Consider the following 26,290-nt stretch of genomic DNA (forward strand, 5'->3'; position numbering starts at 1 on the left):
ACATATTATGTCCGTATTAAAAGTGATAGAAATCTTGGGGAACTCTAAAGTGAGTTTCGAAGATGCCGTTCAGAATGTAATCAATGAGGCTTCTAAGTCGGTAAAAGATATTAAATCTGTATATATACAAGACATGCAGGTTTCCGTAAAGGAGAACAAAATTGCCGAATATCGTGTAAACACCAAAGTAACTTTCGGTATTAAGAATTAGTCAGCTTGCGATATTTGGTTTAAGCGCATCAAAAGCACTCTTTTGATGCGCTTTTTTTATGGTGGTTGTGTGGATTCTCCCAATATCGCAATGGCTTCCTCGTCGGAAATTTGATGGAAATTCTTATAAAATTGTCCTACCGCATGGAAGTTAAAAGGGGTGTCCAAACAAATCACCATATCAATGTAGAGTGAAGCTTCGAGCATGGTGATGGAAGATCTGGGAGCAACGGGAATGGCCACGATTGTTTTTTTTGGATGTTTTGAATGTATGAGCTCTGCGGTAACTAAAATTGTATTGCCCGTGGCAATACCGTCATCTACAATAATAACAACCTTACCTTTCAAAGATTCTGGTTTTTTGTTTTTATAGTATTGGTCGTGGCGTATTCTCAATTTTTCCCGGATGTGGACCGTTTCTTTTTCAAGGTATTCTTTATCAACTTTGGCAGCGTCACTCAGAATTATATTTTCTAAGGTTACAGCACCTATGGCATATTCCTTATTGTAGGGATCGCCTATTTTTTTGGAGAGGGCAACATCTAATGGGGCATTTAATGATTTTGCGATGATGGCACCCAATGGAAGCCCTCCCCTTGGAATGGCCAATACCACAACCTCTTTATCCTTGTATTCTTTTAACCTTTCAGCCAATTGGAGTCCGGCATCTATTCTATCTATGAACATGGGGTTACTTTTTAGCGCTTAACCATGTAATAAACCATTTTGCCGACCTAAGGGCAACATCTTCCAATTTACCGGGCTCCTCAAATAGATGGGAAGTTTCGGGTACGGTCTCTAATTTTCGTTTACATTTTAATTTTTCAAAGGCGCTCTCATTGAGCGCTATCACCATATGGTCCCATCCTCCAACCAATAATAGGGTGGGCGCAGTAACTCTTGACAAGTCCTTCATAGCCAGATCTGGTCTCCCTCCCCTGGAAACTACGGTTCCAATGATATCACCATAAAATGCAGCGGCCTTAAGAGCGTAAGCTGCACCGGTACTGGCTCCAAAATATCCTTTTATTAATTCTTTGGTTGGAACATACGTATGTAACCATTCGGTGACTTCAATAAGGCGTTTCGTTAAGAGATCAATATTGAACTGAGTTTCGTAGATCCTATCTTCATCTTTGGTAAGTAGGTCGAACAAGAGAGTGGCTAATCCATTTTTTTGCAACACTTCAGCAACATAGTTGTTTCGAGGGCTTAATCTACTACTGCCGCTACCATGTGAGAAAAGTACCAATCCCACTGAATGTTTTGGGAGAAATAGGTTCCCTTTTAAGGTGATTTTTAAAGTCTTGTTTATCGTTGTTACAGACATAATCCATGCTTTTATAATATGAAATTTGCTTGGGTTCCTATTTTCAAATTAAATACTAATCAATTGATAATCATATGATATGCATCAGTACAAAGATGTAGGAGGTGGGCTACCTTTCTATTAAGAAATAGCTATTGGCCTATGAGAGCCGCGTGTTTGTTAAAATATAGCCCTGTCTTTACTGCCTTTGAAATTAGAGAGTATAAAAAACCAAATCTATCCTCGGATCAGGTTTTAATAGTAGTAGAGGCATTTGGCCTTAATTTTGCTAATGTCATGGACCGTTTGGGATTATACAAGCTTCTTAACTATAACCGAACCTAGGCATCTTACAAGGCTTATTCCTTGTTACTTGTCCCTACTTGGGCATGTGATTCTTTGGTGGAACGGGGAAAAGATTAACCAGGAGTATACCTTGATCGGAGAGGAAAAGGCACCTGTTCAGGGTTCGCATACTGGACAAAGTGAAGTGTGAAAATTAAATATGATAGCTTGATTAAGCTATCATAGTCCACCAACCTTAAAACACAATAGAGGAATGGTTAAGTAAGATTCCATGGCAATGACTAAATCCTTATGAAAAAATTTTCGCAGTAGGCTACTGTCTTTACGTTCCAACATTCCCAATATGGACACTTCCGAGCGTTCCATATAAGCATGGAGTTCTTTTGAGATGTCTTCGGAGAATATTCTTTCAAAACCCATCGGTTTATAATTAATTTTTTGCTCTAGTATTTTTTTTAGCCATGCTACCTTTCTATCTTCTTCATATTCTGCTTTAGTGGTTATATGTACAATTTTTATGGCTGCCTTAAAAGGTTTAGCAATTTTTACCAATTGCCGAATGGCAAAAATATCGGCTTCTTCAAAATCAGTAGCATAAACAAGGGTTTTTAGTGGAGCGGGGGAGGTATACTGGGGGACGGTTAATACGCTACAGGGAGCCTTTTTAATTAAGCCTATGGCTGTACTTCCCAGCAAAAATTCTTTTAGGGCACTAACGCCTTTTGTGCCTACTGCCACCATATCCGGACTATGGGTTACAATGGCTTCAAGAATCCCATCAGTACTGGATCTATTTTCCAAAGTAATGACCTGCCTATCAGTGACAATGGGTCTATCTTTTAGATGCTCATAACAAAAGGCTTCCAATTTCATTTGGTGCATCTCGTACAGTTCCTGTTCTTTTTTAAGGTAGGCCAAGGAAACTTTGGTGGCCAAGGACATAGGCTCGTCAAAAACATGAAGTATTAGTAGCTTTGCCTTTAGCTTAAAACAAATGGTATGGGCATAAAGTAGTGCAGCAACGGAGTTTTGCGAATAATCAGTGGCGTAGAGAATGGTTTTCATGGATTCCAATTTTAGGATTTGTGCATGAAACTATGGTATAGTGTCGCGTAATAAAATGATAATGGTCAATCCATTTTAAAATCTTCATATATGATTTCTATCATTTTATTTGAAGAGGGGGTGGAGTAGCTTTTGACCGTTTTAAATGAATTAAATGGATCCTAATGTTCAGATTTGAAAAATACAATATAGCCGATTGGTTTTCCTTTTACCGGATTTTAGCCGTGCCCTTGCTTTTGGCATTTGTCTGGTATGGGGAGCGAACGTTGTTCACTTGGTTTTTATTGGTCAGTTACAGTACCGATGCCATAGATGGGTTTTTGGCTCGTAAATTAAAAATTGTGAGTGCTAGGGGATCCCAGCTAGATTCTGTTGGCGATCAGATTACACTGATCATGGGGCTTATTGGCCTCATCGTTTTTGAAATAGCCTTCATGAAGGCCAATTATGGCCTTATTCTTTTGGCATTTATTCCCTATATCCTTCAAATGATTATTGCTTTTGTTATATACGGGAAGACCACTGCCTTTCACACCTATCTCGCTAAAACTTCGGCACTGCTGCAGGGCGTATTTATATTGTGGCTCCTGTTTTTTGGTCCCGTGTATTGGTTATTCTATACCATGATCATCATTGGTATTTTGGAAACTATAGAGGAAATCTCCCTTATTTACATGTACCCTCACTGGGTGAAGGACGTTAAGGGCATTTTTTGGGCACTCAAAGATGACAGAAGAACTATAAGAAAGAAAACAGTTAAAAAAAATGGGGTTTAACTACTTTGAATACTTTTATGCACCTAGTAAATAGTAAACATAGCATTAAGGTTAATAACCCATAACTAGTGAAACGTTTTTTTTAAAAGCACTAAGATCGATTTTTTATCCAAAAACAACCAACCCTAAAAAAATTAGGCTATTTTTAAATCCGAATCCAAAAAAGGGTGAAAACAAATTGCTTAATAGGTTTTTTTAAATGGGGTGGATACAAAATTTTAAAGGGAATCTAGGTTCCAAATTGCAACAATTGTTTCGTTATATCAAGAAGCATCCTATAAAAACTTTTTTCTACTTGGTTCTATTAGGCGTTATGGGCGTGGCCATTCTTATGTCCATGATTTATTTTGGGGTATTTGGCAAACTGCCTACGGCCGCGTATTTAAAGGGGCTAAAAAATCCGGTTACTTCTACTATCTATGCTTCCAATAAGGAACCCGTTGGATATTATTTTTTACAGAATAGGTCTAATGTAGATAGCACCCAAATATCTCCAAATCTAAAAAATGCCTTAGTAGCAACAGAGGATACTCGTTTTTTTGAACATGGAGGCATCGATTATAAAAGTTATGCAAGGGTCTTTGTAAAATCTATCATACTGGGACAAAATGCGGGTGGAGGGAGTACCATAACCCAACAGGTGGCTAAAAACCTATTCGGAAGGGAAAAGCAGTTTTTTCTCTCCACTCCCATCAATAAGATACGGGAGGTTTTTATTGCAATGCGTCTGGAAAATATTTACGATAAGGACGATATTCTTCTTCTTTATTTCAATACGGTTTCCTTTGGGGAAAATACTTATGGAATAGAAAAGGCGGCCAATCGTTTTTTTAACAAGTCCCCTGAAGAGTTGACACTCACGGAATGTGCCACCTTGGTTGGGTTGCTTAAAGCTCCGACGTACTACAACCCCAGAACCTTTCCAGAACGTGCGGAGGAACGCCGAAACGTGGTACTCTCACAAATGGAGAAATACAATTATTTGACCCCAGAGGAACTGGCAACTGCCAAAACTCCTTTGAAATTGAATTATCAAACGCCTAAAAAATCATCTTCCTTTTCTAATTATTATAAGGAATACGTGGCCTCAGAATTTAAAATATGGGCCGAGGAAAATCCCGCTCCAGATGGGCACATCTATGATCTGGAGGCCGATGGTTTAAGTTTATACACCAGCTTAAATGTAGATATTCAACACTATGCAGAGTTGGCTATACAACGGCAAATAGACCAACTTCAAAATCTGATGGACCGGTATTGGTCAGCATCAACTACCGAAGGTGGAAAAGAGGCCCTCTTGAAGAAAATAGAGGAGGATATGGGGGTTATCCAAAATATGAGGAAGGCCGGAAAGACCGATACCGAAATCAATACATTTATTCAACAGAAAAAGGAGCGTAAATATTGGGTGGTAGGCAAGGGCTATGAGGACAAAATGCAATCCTTGGAAGATTCTATTACTAAAAGTATAAACAGATTACATGCAGGAGTATTAGTCATGAGCAGTACATCAGGAAGGATTATGGGCTATGTTGGTGGTATCGATTATGGTTTTAGCCAAACCGATAATATTACAACCCCAAGACAGGTGGGTTCTACTTTTAAGCCTATTACCTATTTGGCAGCGTTGCAAACCGGGCAGGAACCTTGTAGTTTTTATGACAATAGGTTGTTGACCTATTCCAAATACGAGGATTGGAGACCACGGAATTCTGATCATACCTATGGAGGTAGTTTTAGTATGCACGGAGCCTTAGCAGGTTCCATTAATACAGTTTCGGTAGCCATACAAATGCGTACGGGTACAGAAAGGGTCTTGGAACAGGCCAAGAAAATGGGAATTGAAAAGGAGCTGCCAAATGTACCTTCCATTGTTTTGGGAACTGCCGATATTAGTTTGATGGAAATGGTAAGGGCATACGCTAGTATTTCCAATGGAGGGAATAAGGTAAAGCCTTTTGCCATTGAGCGTATTGAAGACGAACAGGGGAATGTGATCTACGAAGCTAAACCTGCCTATGAAGGTAGGATTGCCAGTTATAAGAATGTAAAGGCTCTACAAAAAATGATGGAGGGCGTAGTTCAAGGGGGTACGGGTTCTCGCTTAGCGGGTTATAATATTCCTTTCAATTTAATAGGAAAAACAGGCACTACTCAAAATAATGGAGATGGCTGGTTTATTGGGTGTTCTCCCGAATTGGTGGTGGGCGCTTGGGTAGGAACTTTTGATAAGCGCGTACAGTTCAGCTCCACTAACATGGGGTCTGGAGCCAATACAGCTTTACCTATGGTAGCCTCCGTTTTTAAAGATCTTAGTTATTGGAGGCGCCCCATCCTTACCAATTTCCAGTACGAAATGGATTATTTTCCTTGTTGGCCCTACAGTGAGCTATCGGCAACAGAGGCTTATCCCTTGGCGTTGTCAGATACAACCTATCGACACTTTTTAAGGATGCGAGATTCCATTAGAGGAATACCCTTACTAGAAATGGAAAATGATTCGCTAGTCCCTTTTCAGCAAAAGCTTGATTCTATTGTCAAAGACAGTAGTGCTTCTCAATTAAAAAAACCATTGTCGCCTTCCTAGGAGTAGTCGAATCGTTCTTGGTTGATGGTCAATAGTTTATGGTTATTGGGTGATTGTTGATAAGGAAGAGGGATTTAGTGATGATTAGCGTTTAATATATTTTTTAAAAAACCGTGGGGTACTAGTCAATTATACTCCAAAATAAAATCAACCAAAACCACACTTTTATGGTATCATTGAGTTTCTGGGATTATTTGATCATCATTGTTTTTTTTACCATAACACTCTCCATAGGGCTTTATGTTTCTAAAAAATCTGGAACTGATTCCAATGAATTTTTCCTTTCTGGACGTACTATGCCTTGGTGGTTGTTGGGGGTTTCTATGGTAGCAACCACCTTTTCTACAGATACGCCTAATTTGGTAACCGATATTGTGCGTACCAACGGTGTTTCTGGCAATTGGATATGGTGGGCCTTTTTACTTACTGGACTTTTAACCGTGTTTGTATATGCCAAACTTTGGCGAAAATCCAATGTAAAAACCGATATAGAATTTTATGAATTCCGATACGGAGGAGCCCCTGCCCGATTTTTAAGAAAATTTAGGGCTATTTATCTTGGGGTCATATTTAATGTCATTACGATGTCTTCAGTTACCTTGGCTGCCATCAAGATTGGCGGTATCATGTTGGGACTAGAGCCTTGGCAGACCGTGGTCTTTGGAGGTGTTATTACCGTAATATTTAGTGCTGCAGGAGGATTTAAAGGGGTAGTTTATACCGATTTTGTGCTGTTTTTTGTAGCCATGGGCGGCGCCATTGGGGCTGCTTATTATTTAGTGAACATACCAGAGGTTGGGGGGGTATCAGCATTAATTGCAAATGAAGCGGTGGCCGATAAACTATCCATATTGCCCGATTTTAGTGATAAACAGGCTCTGATTACACTATTTATAATTCCCTTGGCGGTACAGTGGTGGAGTTCATGGTACCCGGGTGCAGAGCCTGGTGGCGGAGGTTATATTGCCCAGAGGATGCTGGCCGCCAAGGATGAGAATCATGCCATTGGTGCAACATTTTTCTTTAATATCATGCATTACGCCCTAAGACCATGGCCATGGATCTTGGTGGCTTTGGCCTCCCTGGTGGTTTATCCAGATTTGGCAAGCATACAGGAAGCTTTCCCAAATATTGCAGATGACAAACTGGGACATGATTTGGCCTATTCGGCCATGTTGACAAAATTACCTAGTGGACTGCTGGGGCTTGTGCTGGCCTCTTTGGTGGCAGCTTACATGAGTACCATTTCTACCCAATTAAATTGGGGCTCATCTTATGTGGTCTATGATTTTTACAAACAGATGATTAACCCTAAGGCTTCTGAAAAGAAGTTAGTTCTTGTAGGTCGTATTTCCACAGTGGTCTTGATGGTGTTCAGTGCGCTTTTGGCCTTGGTCTTACAAAATGCCCTCCAATTGTTTGAAGTGCTATTAGTATTTGGGGCCGGAACAGGACTCATTTTTATACTACGCTGGTTTTGGTGGCGCATTAATGCGTGGAGCGAGATTACGGCTATGTTCGCGTCGGGAATCTTATCCATTCTATTAAAATTAACCCCCATGGGAAGCTATTTATTTGATGCTACATCTGGGGTTTTTGAAAATTACTATGAATATCCTTTTGTGGTATTGGTCACTTCCATCATCTGGTTAGGTGCTACTTTTATGACCCAACCAGAAAGTAAAGATGTGTTGAGGTCTTTCTATAAAAGAATTCAGCCAGGGGGCCCTGGATGGACTAAGGTAGTGAAGGAAGCCAAAGCTGACGGAATAGAAATAGTTCATTCCAAGGAAGGGTGGAGTGTTCCCTCAGGTATCGTGGCCATGTTATTAGGCTGTGTTATGATTTATAGTTGCATGTTCGCTACAGGTTATTGGATTTATAGAGATTATACTTATGCGGTGATATTAACTGGATTGGCTTTGGTTTCTGCATTTCTGATGACCAAAATGTGGACAAAGATCAAATCCAATGTCTTGTAAAGAAAAAGAAATTTAAACTTGTCTGAGATTAAAGCTTTTAAATTGTAAAGATCATAGCCTAGGTCAAAGTAATCTACTTCTTTTTCATGTATTCATGGCAGAAGATTTAATAGTTGGGAGATCATAGGCCTCTAACAGAAATATAAGGGCAGTGACAATGTCCAATAAGACCCACACTGTTTTATTGTAGAGATATATAGGAATTATTGGATTAAAAATTATTGCTATACTGCCAAAGATGATGACGTAAATAGTGTTTTTCCTTAGATTTTTCATCATCGTCAACAAGGCAACACTAGAAACTATAACTCTGAGATAGACATAAAAGACTTCAGGTAGATCCAAGCCTGCAAAGAATAGATGACAGGCACATATAATAGATAGAATATTTAATATTTTGTTTTTTAACGCAGTAGGTAGCATGATTTGGGTTTATAATCTTTCCTGTAATCTTAATTCAATGTTTGGGGGCTTTGTTATTCGTAAAATTGCAAACATAGAATAAAATCTATCAAATTTAAATTTTTAAATGTTAAATATCAGTAAGTTGCATTTATTGCTAAATTTTAAATCTATCTTTTATACAGTTTAAATGAAGAAACAGGATAAAAATCAGCTATTCATCAGATTAACCTTAAATCTTTAAGAATAGATACAAGATGTGCCGTAGTATTCGCTTGGAATTCTTCCTTTAGTTCTTTGATCCGTTTTTCAATAGAGCTTTTACTGCTCGGAGATATTCCATTAGCTTTAAAATGGTGTTGAATCTCGTCATGAGTTTGACCATTGGCTAAACTCGTCATTAATTGAATTTCAAAATTACCAAGGGTCATTATATTTTTTTGGTCGATGAGCAAAGCCAATTTTGGAGACATATAAGCTTCGTTTTTAAAGATCTGTGCGATTGCTTCTTCTAGCTCAATAAGTCCTTTGCGATCCTTGGATACATAACCATTGATGAGCCCGCTGTTCCAAAGCGACTTTACGATTTGTGGATGGTCCTCTATGGAGTATACAATTACCTTTAAATTAGGCTGTTCGTTTTTAAGCGCTACAATAAGTTCGTGTCCAGACGAAAGTTTTGCCTCCCTATAATCGGGTTTAAAGGAGAGATCACTGATCAAGAGTTGAAAAGGATCACCATCTTGTAGGGCCTTTTTCGCTTTTAAAAAAGCCTCGTCACAATAGGAGGTATGTTGCACCTCTTTTATTTTTAATTTTTTAAGGATCATACCTACTCCCATACTAATGCTGTCTATATCCTCTGCCACCAATACTTTATCGTACATATGCTATGCTTTAATTTGGGAACTTTATTTCTGCTTTAAAACCTTCTCCTAACTGGCTGTTAAAAGTAAAGCTTCCTTGGATGGCTGCGATACGGTTTTCCACATTGTGAAGACCATTTCCATATTTTTTATCGTCTATGGTTGCGCCCTTGCCATTATCGGTATAAGAAATTAAAATAGATTTCCCTGTTTTTTTAAAGGTTAGGGCTACCAATGACGCCTCACTGTGCTTTTTCATATTTGTCATGAGTTCTTGGAGGACTCGGTAAAGGGCTATTTTTTTTTCTTTATCTATTTTCTGCCAAGGGATATCATCTAGATCCTGTATATAGATTTTGGCATGTGAAGGAGTATAGCTACCAAGCATGGTGGTAAGTTCTTCAGAATACCTATGATCTGTATGAACACCATTGTTTTCTTTGGAGATATCCCTTGTACGAAGGTAAATTTTCTCCATGGAGTCCAGTAGGTCATGGTTGTTTTTGCTGGCTTCTAATTGTATCATCAATTGATAAACATCATTGGCAAGTTCATCGTGCACTTTTTTTGATATTCGTGTTTCCGTCTTATAGGATTCTCGGATCTTTTCTAGTCTGTGCCTTCTTTTAAGGATGATGAATAGCAAGGAAAAACCCATCAATACCACTATAAAACTCGATAGGTACAGGATATTTTGTTTCTCTTTCTCCGCAGTGGTTGTTTTTAACAAAAGAACATCTTTACTCAGTTGATCATTATCATATTTAGTAGTGGCATAAATACGTCTGATCATCTGGTTCGATTTTTCTAGTCCATTGCGTATTTGGGAATAGGCTAGGGCTTCGGAAGTTGCATTTTTACCCAATTCATTTTTTAGGCGAATAATATAATCCAAGGCTTCCAAAGTGGATATTGGATTGTTTTTGGTCATCGTAATATGATAGGCCTTTTCGGCATATTCGAGTGATTTTACTTTGTCGAATTCCAAATAATATTGGGTGAGATGAATGTAACTAGATGTTAGGCCACTTAAGTCATTGATCTTTAGCCTTAATTCCAAGGCTTTCAAAAAGTCATCTTCATTATTGGAATTTCGCTCCCCTGAAAGCCAATAGGTAAATGCAAGATTGTCTAGGATACGGGCTTTTTCTTTTTCATTATTTTGATCTACCGCTTCCAATAGGGTAGCGTATAAGGTAATTGCTTCTTGGTATTTTTCATATTTCACCAGGATGTTGGCACGGGTGGTTTGAAAAATCACCAAAGTAGACTTAGAAATATCTTCTGGATGTTCGTGTGCCATTTGTATGGCTTTGTCGTTCCATAGCAGGGCATCCTTATTATCACCCAGCTCTTTGAAACAGACAGAAATAATATGGTAGAGGGCAGATTCTGTTCGGTAATTAGTAATTCCTTCCAAATATTTGAGACCTTCAACTGCCGTAATCTGACTGCCAATATAGTCACCCAATCCCTTTTGGATGTTTGCCATAGCATTCAGCATGTCCGCAGCAGCTTCGTAATCTTCTAAACGGATATCAATTTTAAAGGCTTCGTTGTAATATGTAAAGGCTTCGTCTGACTTAAATTGCACCTGAAGATAGTATCCTAAATAGAAATTTGAAGTCGCCATTAGGCTGCTATCCGATAGTTTTTTGGACAATTGAAGTAACTTTTTACTGTAATTAATTACACTATCGTATTCCGCATTTTTGACATAAGTCTGAATGGTATTTTTTAGGGTGGTAATTTGCAAGGAATCGGTACTAGTTGTGTTATTCGATTTTGAAGAAAACGATTCTTGTATTGGGATAGCTTTTATACCAATAATAAGTGAAAGAAAAAATAGGGGTAAAAAAAGGGGGTTTTTCATCATTCAAATGTAGAAAAAAGGCTTCAAATAAAAAGAGGTAAAGTATAAAAAAAGAGAAATACCCTCCCCCCAGAGGGCATTTCTTTAACCAAATAGATTTTTATCCAAAGGATAAATGAAATTCACATCGGCATGTATATATTCGACCAAGACAATCTGTTTTGGTGATGTAAAAATAGAGGTTGCTATCATGAAAACCTTACGGTTTTCCGTAATAGGATTACTTTTTATTAAAAAATATAGAGGACTGTATTGTGCGGTGGCGGATAGCTAATTAAGCAGAAATATAAAATATATATTCTTAAGTTTAGCGCGTCTATTTTTTTAAAAACTAGAGTTTGCAAACGTCTTATAGTTTCGCTACAAAGGCATAGATAACGCCTGTTAACCATCCTATTAAGGTGAGTAAAATACTAAAAAGCAGGACAGAACCTACGCCATGTTTTAAAAATAAGGAAAAATAAGAAGTAAGATGTTTAATATAATTGTGCACAATGACATAGCAAGGATTTTTAAAAATGAGTGTAATGTTTCAAGATATCGTTAGCAATTGCAGTATCGAAAAAGAAAAAGATGGATGCAAACACAAATAATAGTACTTCTTTTGATATTATAACTAATACCATACCATCAAATGATGGAAAAAAAGACAAAAAACCATTCCATTTGTGTACTTAAAATTTAACAGTTCATATTTTAAAAATTCATATAATTTGATATAGTTTTGCACCACACATGAAAAATGTATTGAAAAAATATTTTCTTCCTTTCTGTATTTTCTTATTAACTGGGTGCAGTGTTATTTATGTATTTTCACATAGTAAGGATTTATCTATTGTTCAAGAATCACAAAACTCCAAAGAGGCGATTTTTGAAGGTAAAAATGAACAGCAATTTCATTTTGAAAATGATGTTTTTAAAAGTAATGACAAACAAAGACTCTTCGCAGAAGTTATTGATTTAGAAGAGGAGAAGGATAGCAAGTATTATAAAAATGTCTATATATATAGTACTAAAGGGAGCTTTGTAACTACCATATTTTGTTCAATTCAATTAGGACATTTTTATTCAATACGACATAAGAATGCCCTTTACTACATATTTTACCCTACACTTACCAAATTTAGAAGGTTAATTACTTTTCACAACTTCAGAATTTAATAGTTAAGCAAGTCCTCTACCCTTGAGGAACTTTCCTAATTATTCCTAACATACTTTTTAATTCAAATCAGGTATATCCACTATTTTACTATTGGTTTTGCCTTTAAATCATTGGTCAATGACCAACTTAATAAACTATATATTATTATGAGGAAAATCCCCATACTCATTGGCGTGCTTACATTATTGTTCCATACAAGTTGTGAAACGAAAAAAGTGGAAAAGCAAGACGAGGCTAAGTATCTCGTGACTAGTCCTATTAAAAAAGATACTTCCATCACAAAGGATTATGTATGTCAAATACATTCTATTAAACATATTGAATTGAGGACCCTTGAAAAAGGCTATTTAGAACAAATTTCTGTAGATGAAGGTCAGGTTGTAAAAAAGGGCCAGAGAATGTTCCATATAATGCCTAATATCTATGAGGCAGAACTTCAAAAAGCCAACGCTGAGGCAAAAGCGGCCCAGATTGAATTTAAGAATACTAAGTTATTGGCCGATGGTAATGTGGTATCTGAAAATGAACTTGCTTTGGCAAAAGCAAACTTAGAGAAAGCCAATGCAGAAGTCTATTTGGCCCAGACCCATTTAGGTTTTACGGATATTAGAGCTCCATTTGATGGTATGATGGATCATCTTCACGTACGTGAAGGAAGTCTCTTGGACGAAGGAGAATTATTGACTACCCTATCTGATAATAGCAAGATGTGGGTCTATTTTAATGTGCCCGAAGCAGAATATTTGGATTACATGACTAGTACTGATAAAAAAAGCAACAAAGAAGTGGAACTTTTATTGGCTAATAATAAACGTTTTGGCCAGATTGGTGTAGTTGAGATTATTGAGGGTGAGTTTAATAATGTAACTGGTAATATAGCGTTTAGAGCTACATTTCCAAACCCTGATCGCCTACTAAGGCATGGGGAGACTGGAAGTATTCTAATGAACGTTCCTTTTAAAGACGTTTTGATTATTCCCCAAAAGGCAACCTTTGAGATATTAGATAAAACATATGTCTTTATAGTTGATAAGGATAATATTGTAAGACAAACAGAAATAACCATTGGCGCAGAATTACCACACCTTTTTATTGTAGATAAAGGACTGAAAGAAACGGATAGAATATTACTGGACGGGATACGAATGGTAAAGGATAAGCAAAAGATCAAATCCGAATTTGTTGTACCAAAGTCTGTGATGGCCAATTTGGCTTTATACGCAGAATAATTAAAACCAAATCCCAGAAAAAATGTTCAGTAAATTTATTCAAAGACCGGTATTGGCTATAGTCATATCGGTAGTAATCGTTTTTACAGGCTTGTTGGCCATAAAACAATTACCCATATCTCAGTTCCCTGAAATTGCACCTACTACCGTCAATATTTTTATTGCCTACCCAGGTGCTAGTGCGGATGTATTAGTTCAGTCAACTTTAATTCCATTAGAAACCGCCATCAATGGCGTGCAAGGGATGCGATATGTAGCATCTGATGCTACAAGTGCAGGTGAAGGTACGATGCGAATCATATTTGAACCAGGGACCGATCCCAATCAGGCTGTGGTGATGGTTAAGACAAGGGTAGACCAGGTGATGCCTTTACTCCCAGATTTAGTGCAACGGGAAGGGGTTATAATTACACCCGTTCAGCCAAGTATGTTGATGTATGTAAACTTATACAGTAATCAGGAAAATGACGATGAACTGTTCTTATACAACTACGCATACACAAAAATAATTCCGGAAATACAAAGGATTAATGGAATTGCCAGTGCCCAAATATTGGGCAGTAGAAAATATGCAATGAGGGTATGGTTGAAACCAGACCGCATGCGTGCTTATAACGTTTCTGCGGAGGAGGTTATGGAGGCTATGCAAGAGCAAAGTATCATTGCCAGACCAGGAAGATTAGGGGGAAGCTCAGGTAAAACTTCACAGTCTTTAGAGTATGTGCTTACCTATCAGGATAGATATAATGAACCGGAACAGTACAAGGAAATTATCATACGTGCCAATGAGGAAGGTGAAATCTTAAAATTATCTGATGTTGCCGACGTGGAATTGGGCAGTGAATTTTTTGATATCTATTCCAATTTAGATGGTCATCCATCCGCATCCATTATCTTAAAGCAAACCTTGGGAAGTAATGGAAAGGATGTGATAGATGATGTAAAAGAGAAGTTAAAGGAACTAAAAGCAGCCTTACCTCCTGGAGTAGATTATAAAATAAGTTATGACGTTTCTAATTTCTTAGATGCCTCAATAGAGCAGGTTTTACATACGTTAAGAGATGCATTTATTCTCGTGGCTATTGTGGTATTTCTATTTTTAGGTGACTGGCGTTCAACCCTTATCCCAATTATTGCGGTACCCGTTTCATTGATTGGTTCCTTTTTCGTGATGCAATTATTTGGCCTATCTATTAACCTGATTACATTGTTTGCTTTGGTTTTGGCCATTGGTATTGTTGTAGATAATGCTATTGTGGTTGTAGAAGCAGTTCACGTTAAGATGGAAGAGGAAAACCTCACTCCGTATAAAGCATCTTATGTTGTACTGGGAGAAATAGGGGGGGCTATTGTAGCTATTACCTTGGTCATGGTTTCGGTCTTTATACCCATATCCTTCATGTCTGGTCCTGTTGGTGTATTTTATAGGCAGTTTTCCATTACTATGGCTGGGTCCATCATTATTTCTGCCGTTGTGGCGCTTACGTTAACACCAGTCCTATGCGCAATGATGTTAAAGAACAATCATGGCAAACCAAAAAGGAAATCTCCTATAGATAAGTTTATAGCTTGGTTTAACAAAGGATTTGAACGATTAACAGGCGGTTATATAGGTTTATTGAACAAGATTGTTGCCAGAAGGATGGTTACTTTCGGAATTCTTATAGCCTTTTGTGTGGGAATATTTTTTACCAGTAAAGTGCTTCCTGCCGGCTTTATCCCTAACGAAGATCAGGGTATGATCTATGCGATTATACAAACACCTCCAGGTGCCACCTTGGAACGCACCAATGATGTAGCAAGAAAATTGCAGAAAATTTGTGAAGAAATAGATGGTGTGGAATCTGTTTCATCCTTGGCGGGTTATGAGATTATGACAGAGGGCAGGGGTTCCAATGCCGGTACCTGTCTCATCAATTTGAAACCCTGGTCAGAACGGCAAAATTCGGTGCATGAAATAATGGAATTATTGGAGGAAGAAACAAAGGATTTAGGTGCGGTTATCGAATATTTTGAACCCCCTGCAGTTCCTGGTTTTGGATCTTCCGGTGGATTTTCGTTGCGTCTTTTAGATAAGACCAACTCCACGGACTACCATGCTTTTGAAAAAATCAACAATGATTTTATGAAGGCGTTGGGTGAGCGAAAGGAATTAACCGCATTGTTTACTTTTTATTCTGCCAATTATCCTCAATTTGAACTAAAAATCAATAACAAGATAGCCATGCAGAAAGGCGTAAGTATTGGTAAGGCAATGGAAAATCTCAATATCCTAATAGGAAGCACTTACGAGCAAGGGTTCATCCGATTTGGTCGGTTCTTCAAGGTCTATACCCAAGCTTCTCCTGAATACAGGGCACTTCCATCAGATTTGGAAAAACTTTTTGTGAAGAATGAGGAAGGGGAAATGGTACCGTACTCTGCCTTTATGACCATGGAAAAACGATTAGGTCCAAATGAAATAACTAGGTATAATCTTTATAATTCTGCGGCTATTAATGGTCTTCCTGCTAATGGGTATACCTCGGGAGATGCTATACATGCTATTCAAGAAGTGGCTAAGAAAACGCTTCCTAGAGGATACGACATTGCCTGGGAAGGACTTTCTTATGATGAAGCCAATAGAGGTAATGAATCCCTTTATATTTTCATTGTAGTTTTAATTTTTGTGTATTTTGTTCTTGCGGCACAATATGAAAGTTTTTTACTGCCATTTGCAGTTATTCTATCCTTACCTGTTGGAGTATTTGGCTCCTTTGCCCTATTAAAACTGATGGGTCTTGCCAATGATGTTTATGCCCAGATTGGGGTGATAATGTTAGTGGGATTATTAGGTAAAAATGCGGTGTTAATTGTAGAGTTCGCTGTGCAAAAACACAGAAAGGGCGCCACTATTTTGGAAGCTGCCATAGAAGGTTCTAGAGCTCGTTTTAGACCTATTCTAATGACCTCTTTTGCCTTTATTGCAGGTCTTATCCCTTTGGTCATGGCTACAGGAGCTGGGGCAATTGGGAACAGAACCATTGGGGGGTCTGCCATGGGCGGAATGCTCATTGGAACCATTTTTGGCGTTATAATTATCCCAGGTCTTTACTACTTTTTTGGTAAAATGGCTGAGGGCCGTAGTCTCATTAAGGGCGAATCTAACGAGTCTGTTTCGGAAGAGTTTATGCGAACCACTGAAAGGGGTAGTAAAACAAAAGAAAAACTACGAGAGCTTAAAAAGCTTTTGATAAAATTAACCAAAAGAACAGGAAATGAATAAGAAATTGATAGACATGTTTAGAAATAAAAAGTCATGTTTAGTTGTCGTTATATCAATATTAGCTTTGTATTCGTGTGTGCCTTCTAGGAAGTTGAGGGATGAGAATACGAGTGTCCCGGACCATTACAATAAACAGGTTATAGATACCATGAATACGGCTACTGTGAAGTGGAGGGAGTTTTTCTCTGATCCTAATTTAATTTCCTTAATCGATACCGCTCTAGTTAACAATCAGGAACTGAACATCATGTTATTGCAGGTAGACATGGCTAAAAACGATATTCAGGCTAGAAAAGGGGAATATTTACCATTTGTGAATTTTTATGGAGGGGCAGCGGTTGAAAAAGTTGGTAAATATACCAGGAATGGTGCAGTAGAAGAGAATCTCAATATACGGGAGGGTGAAAAATTTCCAGAACCTCTGACCGATTATTCCTTGGGCCTTTCTGCATCATGGGAGCTTGATATTTGGAAAAAATTGCGAAATGCTAAAAAGTCGGCTTTGTTGGAGTATCTGGCCAGTGTTGAGGGCAAGAATTTTATGCTTACCAACCTAGTTTCAGAAATTGCAGATTCGTATTATGAACTTGTAGCTTTAGACAATCAATTGGCCATCATAGAAGAGAACTTGGAGATTCAACAAAATGCCCTTGGTATGGTTAAGCTTCAGAAACAGGCTGCTAGGGTAACCGAATTGGCAGTCCATAGATTTGATGCAGAGGTATTGAAGAATCAAGGCCACAAATATGAAATTTTGCAGCAAATAGTGGAAACTGAAAATAAGATCAATTTTTTGATCGGGAAATCTCCACAGCACATTTTAAGAAATGCCAATAATTTTATAGAAAGGAAGGTGGATAACATTTATACAGGCCTACCTTCCCAATTGTTGCAAAATCGCCCAGATATACGAAAGGCAGAATTTGAGTTGTCGGCTGCAAAGTTAGATGTTAAGGTTGCCCAAGCGAATTTTTATCCTTCTTTAGGAATAAAGGCTGGGATTGGTTTGCAGGCATTTAAACCCAAATTCCTTACCTCCACTCCAGAATCTGTTTTGTACTCTGTGGTCGGGGATATAGTTGGGCCTTTAATTAACAGGAATGCGCTAAAAGCGGAATATATAAATGCAAGTGATAGGCAGCTTATGGCCGTTTACGAGTATGAAAAAGCAATTTTAAATGCCTATATCGAGGTGGCCAATCAACTTTCCAATATAGGGAACCTAAACGAGAGGTATAAATTAAAAGAAAGGGAGGTAAAGGCACTGACAGAATCTATTGATATCTCTCTACGTCTATTCCAATCAGCTAGGGCAGATTATATGGAAGTATTATTGACCCAGCGGGATGCATTAGAATCTAAAATAGAGCTAGTAGAAACTAAAAAAAGCCAACTACTTGCCCAGGTCAATGTGTATCGAGCATTGGGAGGAGGCTGGAATTGAAATAGCTTTTTTATTGATTTTACGGTAATTTAAAATGCCATTTTACACTAGTGTAAAATGGCATTTTATTTTATAATATTTTTAGGTGATCATTATCCCTATGATCTAGTGTGTTTGAATTTAGGTTAAACCTGTTGGCTTCAATGATAGAGCCTAAGGATTGCATATCCCTAATTCTCGCAATGTTGCAAATTAAAGATGCATAAGTAAGATTAACATTTGTCATGCGTTAAGTTGCTCCGAATATTTGAATGACATGGAACAGGAAACGGTCAATTTCAAATGTTACTTTTCCAATTTTCAGAGTCTGTTTATTGCCAATTCAACGCTACTGTGCATTATATTGTTGCTCATTCAAACCGCAGGATTTGGAAAAGTAGCCTATAATGGATTCTTATATATCTGGATATGCTCAATATAGAAATAAGGCTGATGTTGTTACTTGTAAAAAATTAAAATAGAACGCCTTATTTTACTGCTATTCGGAGGATATTGGGAAGCTGGGGGTGTGATTGTATCTATGGCCCTATCCCATTCCTTTAATGGTAGTGGTAAGAATTATCTTAAAATTAAATCTGGGTAGTGAATCGAAAAATGCACTTAGGACAATTTTCGCGGTATTTAGGACAATAATTTTGCGGTTTCGTCCCTAAAGAGAGAAAAAAAATCTTGGTATTACTTAATTTAAGAATTAATTTCTAAAACCATAACCAATGAAAAATGTATTTTTTGGCTTATTATTTTTTATGACATTCTCTATTAGTGCTCAAGAGGATTATTGGACAAATTACTATGTTGTAGTTGAACCACAGAATGTGGATATGTTCTACAAATTAGTAGATGATTACTTTACCGCGAATAAATCAACGGGTGTTACGGTAAGCTTGTATGAAAACCATTTTAATGACAACAGCAACAATTTCACTCATTCCATTGGGTTTTCCGGATCATTGGATGCTTTGGGAAACATGTATGCTAATGACAGTGGTGATACCTGGAAATTGTTTTTAGTACAATTGAACCAGCACATAAAGGAGGGTCACAGTGCACGTATGGGAACGCGACTGGCCCATAAAGGAGACCTTAGTTTAGACTATCCAATTCAAAAATACTTTATTGTTCATGTAGAGGATGGCGAAATATGGGACAAGGCCTATACCAAATATATCAATGTGAACCTTCCAGGCGATATGCTTAATATGATGGGTAATTTCACCTCTGGGGTTTCACCCGATGGGGAAAATCGTTGGGTAATCAATGGATTTAAAGATTTTAAAAGCGCTATGGGCGGTGCTGACGCTATGCGTACGGATGCCCAAAAGGCTTCCAATAAAAAGGCCTGGAAGGAATTCTCGGATACCAACGGAGAATCTCACCTAGTACGTTCAGGCCTTCGTGTTCGTTTGGGATATTGGAAGTAATTAATTCTGATAAACACCAAAACGGATTGATCAGCTTTAAGGTTATACAAAACCTTTTTTAGTTAGCTGGAGAAAGGGAAATTAGTTACCCTTGGACATCGCAATATTGTAAATAAAAACACCCGTTATTTACACTACGGGTATCCTAAAGTTTTTAAAAATACCCAGTGGGCTTGGCATTTTTTTATGCCTTAAGTCTGCTGGGTATTTTTATTCGCTGTCTCCAAAAATCGAGCTGTGCACCAAAAGCACCACGGGCAATTACTTTATTTAATGGGGTGGATGTTCCTTTTTTCATTCCGTACCACTCGTTGCCACGTTTTAGGTTTGGCAGTACATTCATTGGTTTTTCATTTGTCCAGTAGGGAAGCATTAAAACAAAATCTTTGTCATAATCTAATGTTTTTTCTTTTGGGTTTATGAGAAGCGAACCAAAGACTCCGCTTTGTTCCTGTAACATCGTATGGGAATGATACCAATAAGTGCCATTTTGCGTTACAGGAAATTCATATTTAAAGGTTTCGCCTGGGCGAATGGGAGGCGTGGTCAAATAGGGAACACCGTCAAAAAAATTAGGAATGATAATTCCGTGCCAATGGACGGAGGTTTCCATACTCATTTCATTTTTTACATAAATGACCGTATATTTACCTTCGGTAAATTTCAAAGTTGGACATGGAATTGTTCCGTTTACTGTCATTCCTTTTACTTCTTTTCCTGCCTTGTCAACTATTTCTTCCCTGATGGTCAAGGTGTATTCGTGAACTGGTCGGTTTTCATTGTTTCCTTCTTGGGACTGTTCATAAATGTTTTGACCAAAAATGGTTTGGCATCCCAATAAAATAAGTAGTGATATGTATTTTGAACTCTTCATTTTCGACAATCTTTTGAACTTGCTCCAAACCTTTTAATTGGTGAAATAATAGATTAATTTGGTTATGGATAGTAGGGTTTTGTCAATTCTATTTGGTTCAATTGTAATTCCAGAATATCGAATACATCAAAAATTTCATAATTAATATCTTAACCCCTTCAAACCAAGGTGTAATAAGTATATTTTTTAAAACTCGAGCGACATACTTAATCCCACCATTATTTAGACTTTCAATCTTTGGTTTATCATATTCATGAAGCTGGTCTTCCTTTCAATCGAATATCAATTCTTTTTTTCTTAACGGTTAACCGCTTCATTACATCCATTAAGTTTGTTTCTTTTGTCTTCTTATAAATCTCGTTGATTGCTAATACAAGTCGTTTTGCTTCTCTTGAAGCTGTCACTCTATCACTAGTGGTCATATGACTCATTTTGGCTTTTTCAAATACTGCCGCTTCTTGTAAAATGTCCATAATTAGTTTTTTAAAGTCTTATCTGTTATTAATGTAACCTATCCTCAGGTTTCTCAGACCAATTTCTCCAGCGCTAGACTGAATATGGAGGCCACTCACAGTATCGGTGCTACGCAAATTAGAGTTCCAGGATTTTTCTTCTTCTTGTTTTAATATTTTCTGTTCCTTAATGTCACGCATTAAATATGGATAAGCTCCCCACATGTGTATTCCGGTATAATAAACCGGCCATCCATAATAACCATAGTAAGCCATCTCAAATTGTTTTGATACGGGTTTGTTATTATCCAACGAGGGACTTTCCTTAATCTGCTTTTTGTTTAAATTTATGCCTATGGTTTCGACTTCCTGATTTATAGAAATCAACGCATAAGGTGAAATCAGCACTTGTCTGCCTATAAGCCAGTTCCCTGTATCAGCAACCAAATAGCGAACAGCCCAGTTCAAATCGTCGAAATAGAATTCTTTAGCCTTGCCTATTTCGCCATCGTTAACATCTAAATTTGTACCCTTTTAGGATTTTTGTTTTGAACAACATAATTATTTTCCTTTCGTTAATTAATAATAATTATCATCTGACTGATTGTTTTGGTAGTTAACCATTTCACATCAAAATAATAATTGGCTTAACTACAAAACTATTTGCTTTGAACAAAATACTTTTGAATTCATTAATCGGAGTGAATAAAGTGGCGATTATATAAAGTGGATTTTTTATGATTTTATTTATAAGTACAAATGGTATTTATCAATTTTTCATAAAACGTCAATCCATCTTTTTCAAGTACTTGTACAATTCGCTATCTGTTGAAATAAAAATGGACGTTTTTCCATCAAAAGTTTTTTCAAATGTTTCCATAGATTTCAGAAAGCCATAAAAACTCCTCGATTGACTTGACCTATCATAAGCTTTTGCATAAATCAAGGCTGCGTTGGCATCTGCCTTACCTTTAATCATTTCAGCATCCCTAAATGCTAGTGATTGTATGTTTTTTAACTCTCGTTCTTTTTCACCGTTGATACGTGAGGCTTCTCCTTGACCTTCTGATCTGAATTTATCAGCAATACGGAAACGTTCACTTTTCATTCGCTCGTACACTTGATCTTGCACTTCTTGCACATAATTGATACGTTTAAATCGAAAATCCAATATTTCAATCCCCAGGTCTGCAGTCTGTTCATTTGCTGACTCTAGTATCATTTGTTGGATTTTATCCCTACCTACATAAATCTTTGCCAGGGAATCACCAATAATATCAGTATCGGAGGATTCAGGGACTCTGTTACTGGTGCGCACAGCCTCTTCAATATCATTGTTTGCTATGAAATCCCTTGTGTCACCATCTAGAATATCATCTATTCGTGATTGCGCTCCTCGTTCGTTCGTTAGCCGTTTAAAAAACTGAAGTGGGTCTGTAATTTGCCATCTTGCATAGGTATCTACAAAAATGAATTTTTTATCCTTGGTTGGTACTTGGTTTGGGTCACCATTCCATTCCATAACACGTTTTTCGAAATAATTAGCGTTTTGTATTAAAGGCACCTTGAAATACATCCCTGGCTCGATAATAGCTTCTCCAACAGGTCTTCCAAATTGTGTGATTACTACTTGGTCTTTTTCCTGTACAATAAAAACACTGCTGTTTAAACCGATCAGAGTAATAATGACTAAAATTGTAATTAAAATTGATTTAGTTTTCATTATTTTAAATTTTTTTTATTCATCTGCATTTGTAGTAAAGGTAACACGTTGTTGCTTTTATCGTCTGTTATGACCACGTTACCAATTTTGGGGATCACGCTTGACATTGTTTCAAGGTAAACCCTTCTTTTTGTTACCTCAGGGGCCTTGATAAATTCATTATAAAGAGCCGTAAATCTGGCAGCTTCACCATCGGCATTATTTACCCTCTCGGCGGCATATCCTTCTGCTTGCTGAATGGTTTCCTCCGCTTGACCTCTTGCTTTGGGTATTACTTTATTGTATTCGGATTTTGCCTGGTTAATCAATGTTTCTTTTTCTTGCTGCGCTTCATTTACGGCATTGAAAGCTGCTTTTACGGGCTCCGGTGGATTTACATCCTGAAGCACAACTTGTTCTATTTTAATACCCAATGAATACTCTCTGCATATTTGCTGAATAAGTTCTTGGGATTTACTTCCTATTTCAGTACGCCCAACGGTCAGCACCTCATTTACGGTTCGGTCACCAACAATCTGTCTCATTGCAGCTTCAGAAAGCGTTCGCAGCGTGCTCTGAGGGTTTCTAACCTCGAACAGGTTATTGTAGGCATTATCTACTCTATATTGCACAACCCACTGCACTTCTGCCAGGTTAAGGTCACCAGTTAGCATTAGTGATTCATCTTTTGTACTTGATGATTCGCGATATTGAGTGTTTATTCCAGCTTTGCCTGTCCGAAAACCAAATTCCAGTTTTTGTTGTCTTTCGACCGGAACTTTATAAACATCTTCCGCTAAGGGTATTTTAAAATTTAACCCTGGTTCTACTTGTCTAACATATTCTCCAAATCGAGTAATAACACCTACTTCTTCAGTGCTTATCTGGAAAATTGAGGACCACAGCATAATCACCAAAAATAGCAATGAAATAATAGGTCGCCAGAACTGAAGTATTTTTTGTAATTGGGGGGGTAGTTTTAATTTTTCTATATTCATTTTGTTTATTTTTAAAATGTATAGGTAATACACATACATTTTTTATTCAAATAATACTTCTAGGTGTATATCCTGCTTTGAATATTTTCCAGTTTTATTTTTTTATGATAGGATTAATTAATTTTAAATTTTAGTAGTTAATAGAAATAGACATTTGAAGATGTCCTCCATCATATGAAAATAAGGCATCAGAAAACGAAGGGGCGCTCAATGTGACCTCTGCACCACTGGAAAAACCATAACCTTCCGTCGGTATCCCAAACATATTAGTGTCAAGTTCGCCGTTGAGGTTTTCATCATGGATCACGGCAATAGCATATTTTCCCGGCTTAATATCTGAAAACTCAAAACTTGCATCTTTTCCTCTTATTTGTGTTAACATGGTCTTGGATGCGAATTTCAGGAATTTACCGGGGAAACCTTCCTCGGATTTAAAAACTGCACAGGCGATAACCCCGGTACTGTTACTTATATTTTGGATTTTTACATTAACGGAGGGGCATTCTGTCTGAGCAAACCCATCTGAAGGTAACCATATCAAGCTCAAAACCAGCAAAAAAATCACCTGTGAAAATTTTCGGGAAATCCCACTCGTATCATACAGCTTGGTATTTTGAGAAGAAAGCGTGAAAAGGGGATTATTCAACATGTTACCATAATATTTAAAATTAGTGTTATAAACTGTTTCGTCTTTAAACGGGATTGATTCCTCAAGTTCTTCATGCTCGAGTGATGAAACTTTAGAATATTCATTATTCATAGCCACTTTTAATAATCGTTGAAATCATTTTAAAACGCTCATTGGCCTTGATGGTATTTTTGATATGGGCAGGAATTATGATAGATTGGCCCGTCTCTAAGGTCTGTGATCGATCATCGATCACAATTTCCGCACTACCTTCAATAATTTGAATAAACCGATCAAAGGGAGAAATTTTTTCTGTGAGGTTTTCACCAGTATCAACGGAAACGGCAGTTACATTACCGGTGCTTTTTTTAATGATTGTTTTAATGAGCACAGCGTTGGAAACATATTCTATGATTTCAACAATAATGAAAGCTTCCGATTTGTCAATTTCTGTGTTTTCCATGATTGATATTTTTTAAAATGTGATGCGAAAATGATTTCCATACGTTCGCTTCGAATTGGAGGTAAATATGAAGAGAATTCCTATTTATGGCGTTACATTTTAAGGACAAAGAGTTACAGTATTCCCACATCGTAGAGATGCATTTCTAAAACAGTCCCATAGAATGGCTGACGTAGGTTTATATGACTTTTTTTAATTAGGAATTATAAATCTTCCAAATTTTTAAAACGCTTCTTTTTTAGTTTTTTAAAATAGGTTGGGGTAAGTCCGGTAACTTTTTTGAATTGATTCGATAAATGGGCAACACTGCTAAAATTTAACCGATAGGAGATTTCCGTAAGATTTAATTCATCATATAGTAAAAGTTCTTTGACCCGTTCAATTTTGTTCATAATGATGAACTGCTGAATGGTGACTCCCTTTACTTCGGAAAAAGTACTGGCCAAATAGTTATAATCATAACCGAGTTTCTCACTGATGTAGTCCGAATAGTTTACTTTGGGCAATTCATCGGAATAATGGATCATTTCGATAATTACCGCCTTGATTTTTTCAATGAGAATTTTACGTGTGTCGTCAAGTAGTTCCAGCCCAAATTTCTTTAGGTTTATATCTAATAGTTCTTTTTGTAAATCAGTGATATCTTCCAAGACCTCGATTGTTCCAAGGTCTACATTGACATAATGCAGGCCAAGCTTCTGTAGTTCCTGCCTTACGACCATCTTACAGCGCAAACTTACCATGTATTTGATGTACAGAAACAATGGGTTTTTATATTAGTTATCTTAAAGCAAGCGAATCGTTGTCAGCATTAAAATTTGATTTATATAGCTCTTTCTCGAAATCATATAAAAAACAAAGGCAAATATATAGTTATCTTCTACAGGATAGGAATACTATATGACAATGCAGAACAAAAAAATCGAGGACCAGCTTTTGGTGGCTATTTTGAATCTGACCCTTGCCTTTCAAATAGAGTCCCCCTAAATTTACGTTAATTTACTCGAAACTCCGATATTTTTAAACTATAACCATAGCGAAATATCCGAAACATAGCTTGAAGCGTATTATGAATTTTTAAAAACTCAACTACGAGTATTCGAAAAATAAAAAAAGAATCAACAAAGGGGTAGGCTACGACATCGCTCAAATCCTCATTTGTATAATTCATTTTGGTTTAAAGATTTAGATTGAATTCAAAACACCTATAACTGCAAGAATGTAGACATCATCTCCATTCTATAATAGTTGCTAATGCTTTTATTATTAGTATTGC

At 37.2% G+C, this 26,290-nt stretch carries 24 protein-coding genes and 1 pseudogene; 10 read left to right on the forward strand and 15 right to left on the reverse strand.

Translation table 11 applies throughout. The features are described 5' to 3' along the window. Window positions 1-7 precede the first annotated feature (7 nt). Window positions 8-211 carry a dodecin family protein gene (locus ABXZ36_RS04680; RefSeq protein WP_354614321.1) on the forward strand — a complete coding sequence of 68 codons (204 nt, stop codon included), beginning with the start codon at window positions 8-10 and terminating at the stop codon, window positions 209-211. A 56-nt stretch (window positions 212-267) separates the two neighbouring features. Here ABXZ36_RS04680 and ABXZ36_RS04685 read toward each other — a convergent pair whose 3' ends face one another. Both ABXZ36_RS04685 and ABXZ36_RS04690 read right to left on the reverse strand, forming a co-directional pair. After that, the gene (locus tag ABXZ36_RS04685) at window positions 268-897 is read right to left on the reverse strand and encodes a phosphoribosyltransferase (protein WP_354614323.1); all 630 of its coding nucleotides are present in this window, start codon (window positions 895-897) and stop codon (window positions 268-270) included. A 4-nt stretch (window positions 898-901) separates the two neighbouring features. Next, entirely contained in the window at window positions 902-1,540 is a 639-nt protein-coding gene (locus tag ABXZ36_RS04690) for a dienelactone hydrolase family protein (RefSeq protein ID WP_354614324.1), read from the reverse strand. Between the two features lie 271 nt (window positions 1,541-1,811). Between ABXZ36_RS04690 and ABXZ36_RS04695 the strand changes: the two genes are divergently transcribed. Beyond that, the gene (locus ABXZ36_RS04695) at window positions 1,812-2,015 is read left to right on the forward strand and encodes a hypothetical protein (RefSeq protein ID WP_354614326.1); all 204 of its coding nucleotides are present in this window, start codon (window positions 1,812-1,814) and stop codon (window positions 2,013-2,015) included. Window positions 2,016-2,044: 29 nt separating this feature from the next. Here the strand turns inward: ABXZ36_RS04695 and ABXZ36_RS04700 are convergent, their stop codons facing one another. Beyond that, on the reverse strand, window positions 2,045-2,890 hold the full coding sequence (locus ABXZ36_RS04700) for a universal stress protein (protein WP_354614328.1): 846 nt from the start codon (window positions 2,888-2,890) through the stop codon (window positions 2,045-2,047). A 164-nt stretch (window positions 2,891-3,054) separates the two neighbouring features. Here ABXZ36_RS04700 and ABXZ36_RS04705 point away from each other — a divergent pair, with 164 nt between their 5' ends. From ABXZ36_RS04705 to ABXZ36_RS04715, 3 genes are all read left to right on the forward strand, one after another. Then, entirely contained in the window at window positions 3,055-3,666 is a 612-nt protein-coding gene (locus ABXZ36_RS04705; protein ID WP_354614329.1) for a CDP-alcohol phosphatidyltransferase family protein, read from the forward strand. Between the two features lie 199 nt (window positions 3,667-3,865). Further along, window positions 3,866-6,253 (forward strand): transglycosylase domain-containing protein, encoded by a 2,388-nt coding sequence (locus ABXZ36_RS04710; protein ID WP_354614331.1) that lies wholly within the window; start codon window positions 3,866-3,868, stop codon window positions 6,251-6,253. 167 nt (window positions 6,254-6,420) lie between these two features. Continuing rightward, complete coding sequence (locus tag ABXZ36_RS04715; RefSeq protein WP_354614332.1) at window positions 6,421-8,235, forward strand: sodium:solute symporter family protein; 1,815 nt, start codon at window positions 6,421-6,423, stop codon at window positions 8,233-8,235. An 84-nt stretch (window positions 8,236-8,319) separates the two neighbouring features. Here ABXZ36_RS04715 and ABXZ36_RS04720 read toward each other — a convergent pair whose 3' ends face one another. From ABXZ36_RS04720 to ABXZ36_RS04735, 4 genes are all read right to left on the reverse strand, one after another. Beyond that, window positions 8,320-8,658 carry a DUF6804 family protein gene (locus ABXZ36_RS04720; protein WP_354614333.1) on the reverse strand — a complete coding sequence of 113 codons (339 nt, stop codon included), beginning with the start codon at window positions 8,656-8,658 and terminating at the stop codon, window positions 8,320-8,322. A 200-nt stretch (window positions 8,659-8,858) separates the two neighbouring features. Further along, the gene (locus tag ABXZ36_RS04725) at window positions 8,859-9,524 is read right to left on the reverse strand and encodes a DNA-binding response regulator (protein WP_354614334.1); all 666 of its coding nucleotides are present in this window, start codon (window positions 9,522-9,524) and stop codon (window positions 8,859-8,861) included. Window positions 9,525-9,534: 10 nt separating this feature from the next. After that, a complete protein-coding gene (locus ABXZ36_RS04730; RefSeq protein ID WP_354614335.1) occupies window positions 9,535-11,376 on the reverse strand; it encodes a tetratricopeptide repeat-containing sensor histidine kinase in 1,842 nt (613 codons plus the stop codon). A 349-nt stretch (window positions 11,377-11,725) separates the two neighbouring features. Further along, the gene (locus tag ABXZ36_RS04735) at window positions 11,726-11,869 is read right to left on the reverse strand and encodes a YqaE/Pmp3 family membrane protein (protein ID WP_354614336.1); all 144 of its coding nucleotides are present in this window, start codon (window positions 11,867-11,869) and stop codon (window positions 11,726-11,728) included. A 242-nt stretch (window positions 11,870-12,111) separates the two neighbouring features. Here ABXZ36_RS04735 and ABXZ36_RS04740 point away from each other — a divergent pair, with 242 nt between their 5' ends. The 5 genes from ABXZ36_RS04740 (at window position 12,112) to ABXZ36_RS04760 (ending at window position 19,897) form a co-directional block, all read left to right on the forward strand. Further along, entirely contained in the window at window positions 12,112-12,537 is a 426-nt protein-coding gene (locus ABXZ36_RS04740; protein ID WP_354614337.1) for a hypothetical protein, read from the forward strand. Between the two features lie 147 nt (window positions 12,538-12,684). Beyond that, window positions 12,685-13,767: an efflux RND transporter periplasmic adaptor subunit gene (locus tag ABXZ36_RS04745; RefSeq protein ID WP_354614338.1), complete on the forward strand. Its 1,083-nt coding sequence runs from the start codon at window positions 12,685-12,687 to the stop codon at window positions 13,765-13,767. 22 nt (window positions 13,768-13,789) lie between these two features. Further along, window positions 13,790-17,032: an efflux RND transporter permease subunit gene (locus tag ABXZ36_RS04750; protein ID WP_354614339.1), complete on the forward strand. Its 3,243-nt coding sequence runs from the start codon at window positions 13,790-13,792 to the stop codon at window positions 17,030-17,032. Next, complete coding sequence (locus ABXZ36_RS04755) at window positions 17,025-18,476, forward strand: TolC family protein (RefSeq protein ID WP_354614341.1); 1,452 nt, start codon at window positions 17,025-17,027, stop codon at window positions 18,474-18,476. The genes ABXZ36_RS04750 and ABXZ36_RS04755 overlap by 8 nt, the downstream gene beginning before the upstream one ends. Window positions 18,477-19,189: 713 nt before the next feature. Further along, window positions 19,190-19,897: a hypothetical protein gene (locus tag ABXZ36_RS04760; protein ID WP_354614342.1), complete on the forward strand. Its 708-nt coding sequence runs from the start codon at window positions 19,190-19,192 to the stop codon at window positions 19,895-19,897. Between the two features lie 208 nt (window positions 19,898-20,105). On the opposite strand, the pseudogene ABXZ36_RS04765 reads toward ABXZ36_RS04760, so the two are convergent. The 8 genes and pseudogenes from ABXZ36_RS04765 to ABXZ36_RS04800 form a co-directional block, all read right to left on the reverse strand. Next, window positions 20,106-20,771 (reverse strand): annotated as a pseudogene (locus ABXZ36_RS04765) (multicopper oxidase domain-containing protein); the annotation flags it as partial. A 251-nt stretch (window positions 20,772-21,022) separates the two neighbouring features. Then, window positions 21,023-21,244, reverse strand: a complete 222-nt coding sequence (locus tag ABXZ36_RS04770; RefSeq protein WP_354614343.1) for a hypothetical protein — start codon at window positions 21,242-21,244, stop codon at window positions 21,023-21,025. 18 nt (window positions 21,245-21,262) lie between these two features. Further along, a complete protein-coding gene (locus ABXZ36_RS04775; RefSeq protein WP_354614344.1) occupies window positions 21,263-21,691 on the reverse strand; it encodes a hypothetical protein in 429 nt (142 codons plus the stop codon). A gap of 319 nt (window positions 21,692-22,010) precedes the next feature. Then, window positions 22,011-22,946, reverse strand: coding sequence for a protease modulator HflC (gene hflC, locus ABXZ36_RS04780; protein WP_354614345.1), 936 nt, complete (start codon window positions 22,944-22,946; stop codon window positions 22,011-22,013). Next, window positions 22,946-23,923, reverse strand: coding sequence for an FtsH protease activity modulator HflK (gene hflK, locus ABXZ36_RS04785; RefSeq protein WP_354614346.1), 978 nt, complete (start codon window positions 23,921-23,923; stop codon window positions 22,946-22,948). The genes hflC and hflK overlap by 1 nt, the downstream gene beginning before the upstream one ends. 130 nt (window positions 23,924-24,053) lie before the next feature. After that, a complete protein-coding gene (locus ABXZ36_RS04790; protein WP_354614347.1) occupies window positions 24,054-24,683 on the reverse strand; it encodes a DUF2141 domain-containing protein in 630 nt (209 codons plus the stop codon). Then, window positions 24,676-25,014 carry a cupin domain-containing protein gene (locus tag ABXZ36_RS04795; protein ID WP_354614348.1) on the reverse strand — a complete coding sequence of 113 codons (339 nt, stop codon included), beginning with the start codon at window positions 25,012-25,014 and terminating at the stop codon, window positions 24,676-24,678. The genes ABXZ36_RS04790 and ABXZ36_RS04795 overlap by 8 nt, the downstream gene beginning before the upstream one ends. Window positions 25,015-25,217: 203 nt before the next feature. Continuing rightward, a complete protein-coding gene (locus ABXZ36_RS04800; protein WP_354614713.1) occupies window positions 25,218-25,757 on the reverse strand; it encodes a helix-turn-helix domain-containing protein in 540 nt (179 codons plus the stop codon). Window positions 25,758-26,290: the final 533 nt, after the last annotated feature.

Origin of the sequence: Sediminicola arcticus (genome assembly GCF_040566695.1) — a bacterium.
Lineage (GTDB): Bacteria > Bacteroidota > Bacteroidia > Flavobacteriales > Flavobacteriaceae > Sediminicola > Sediminicola arcticus.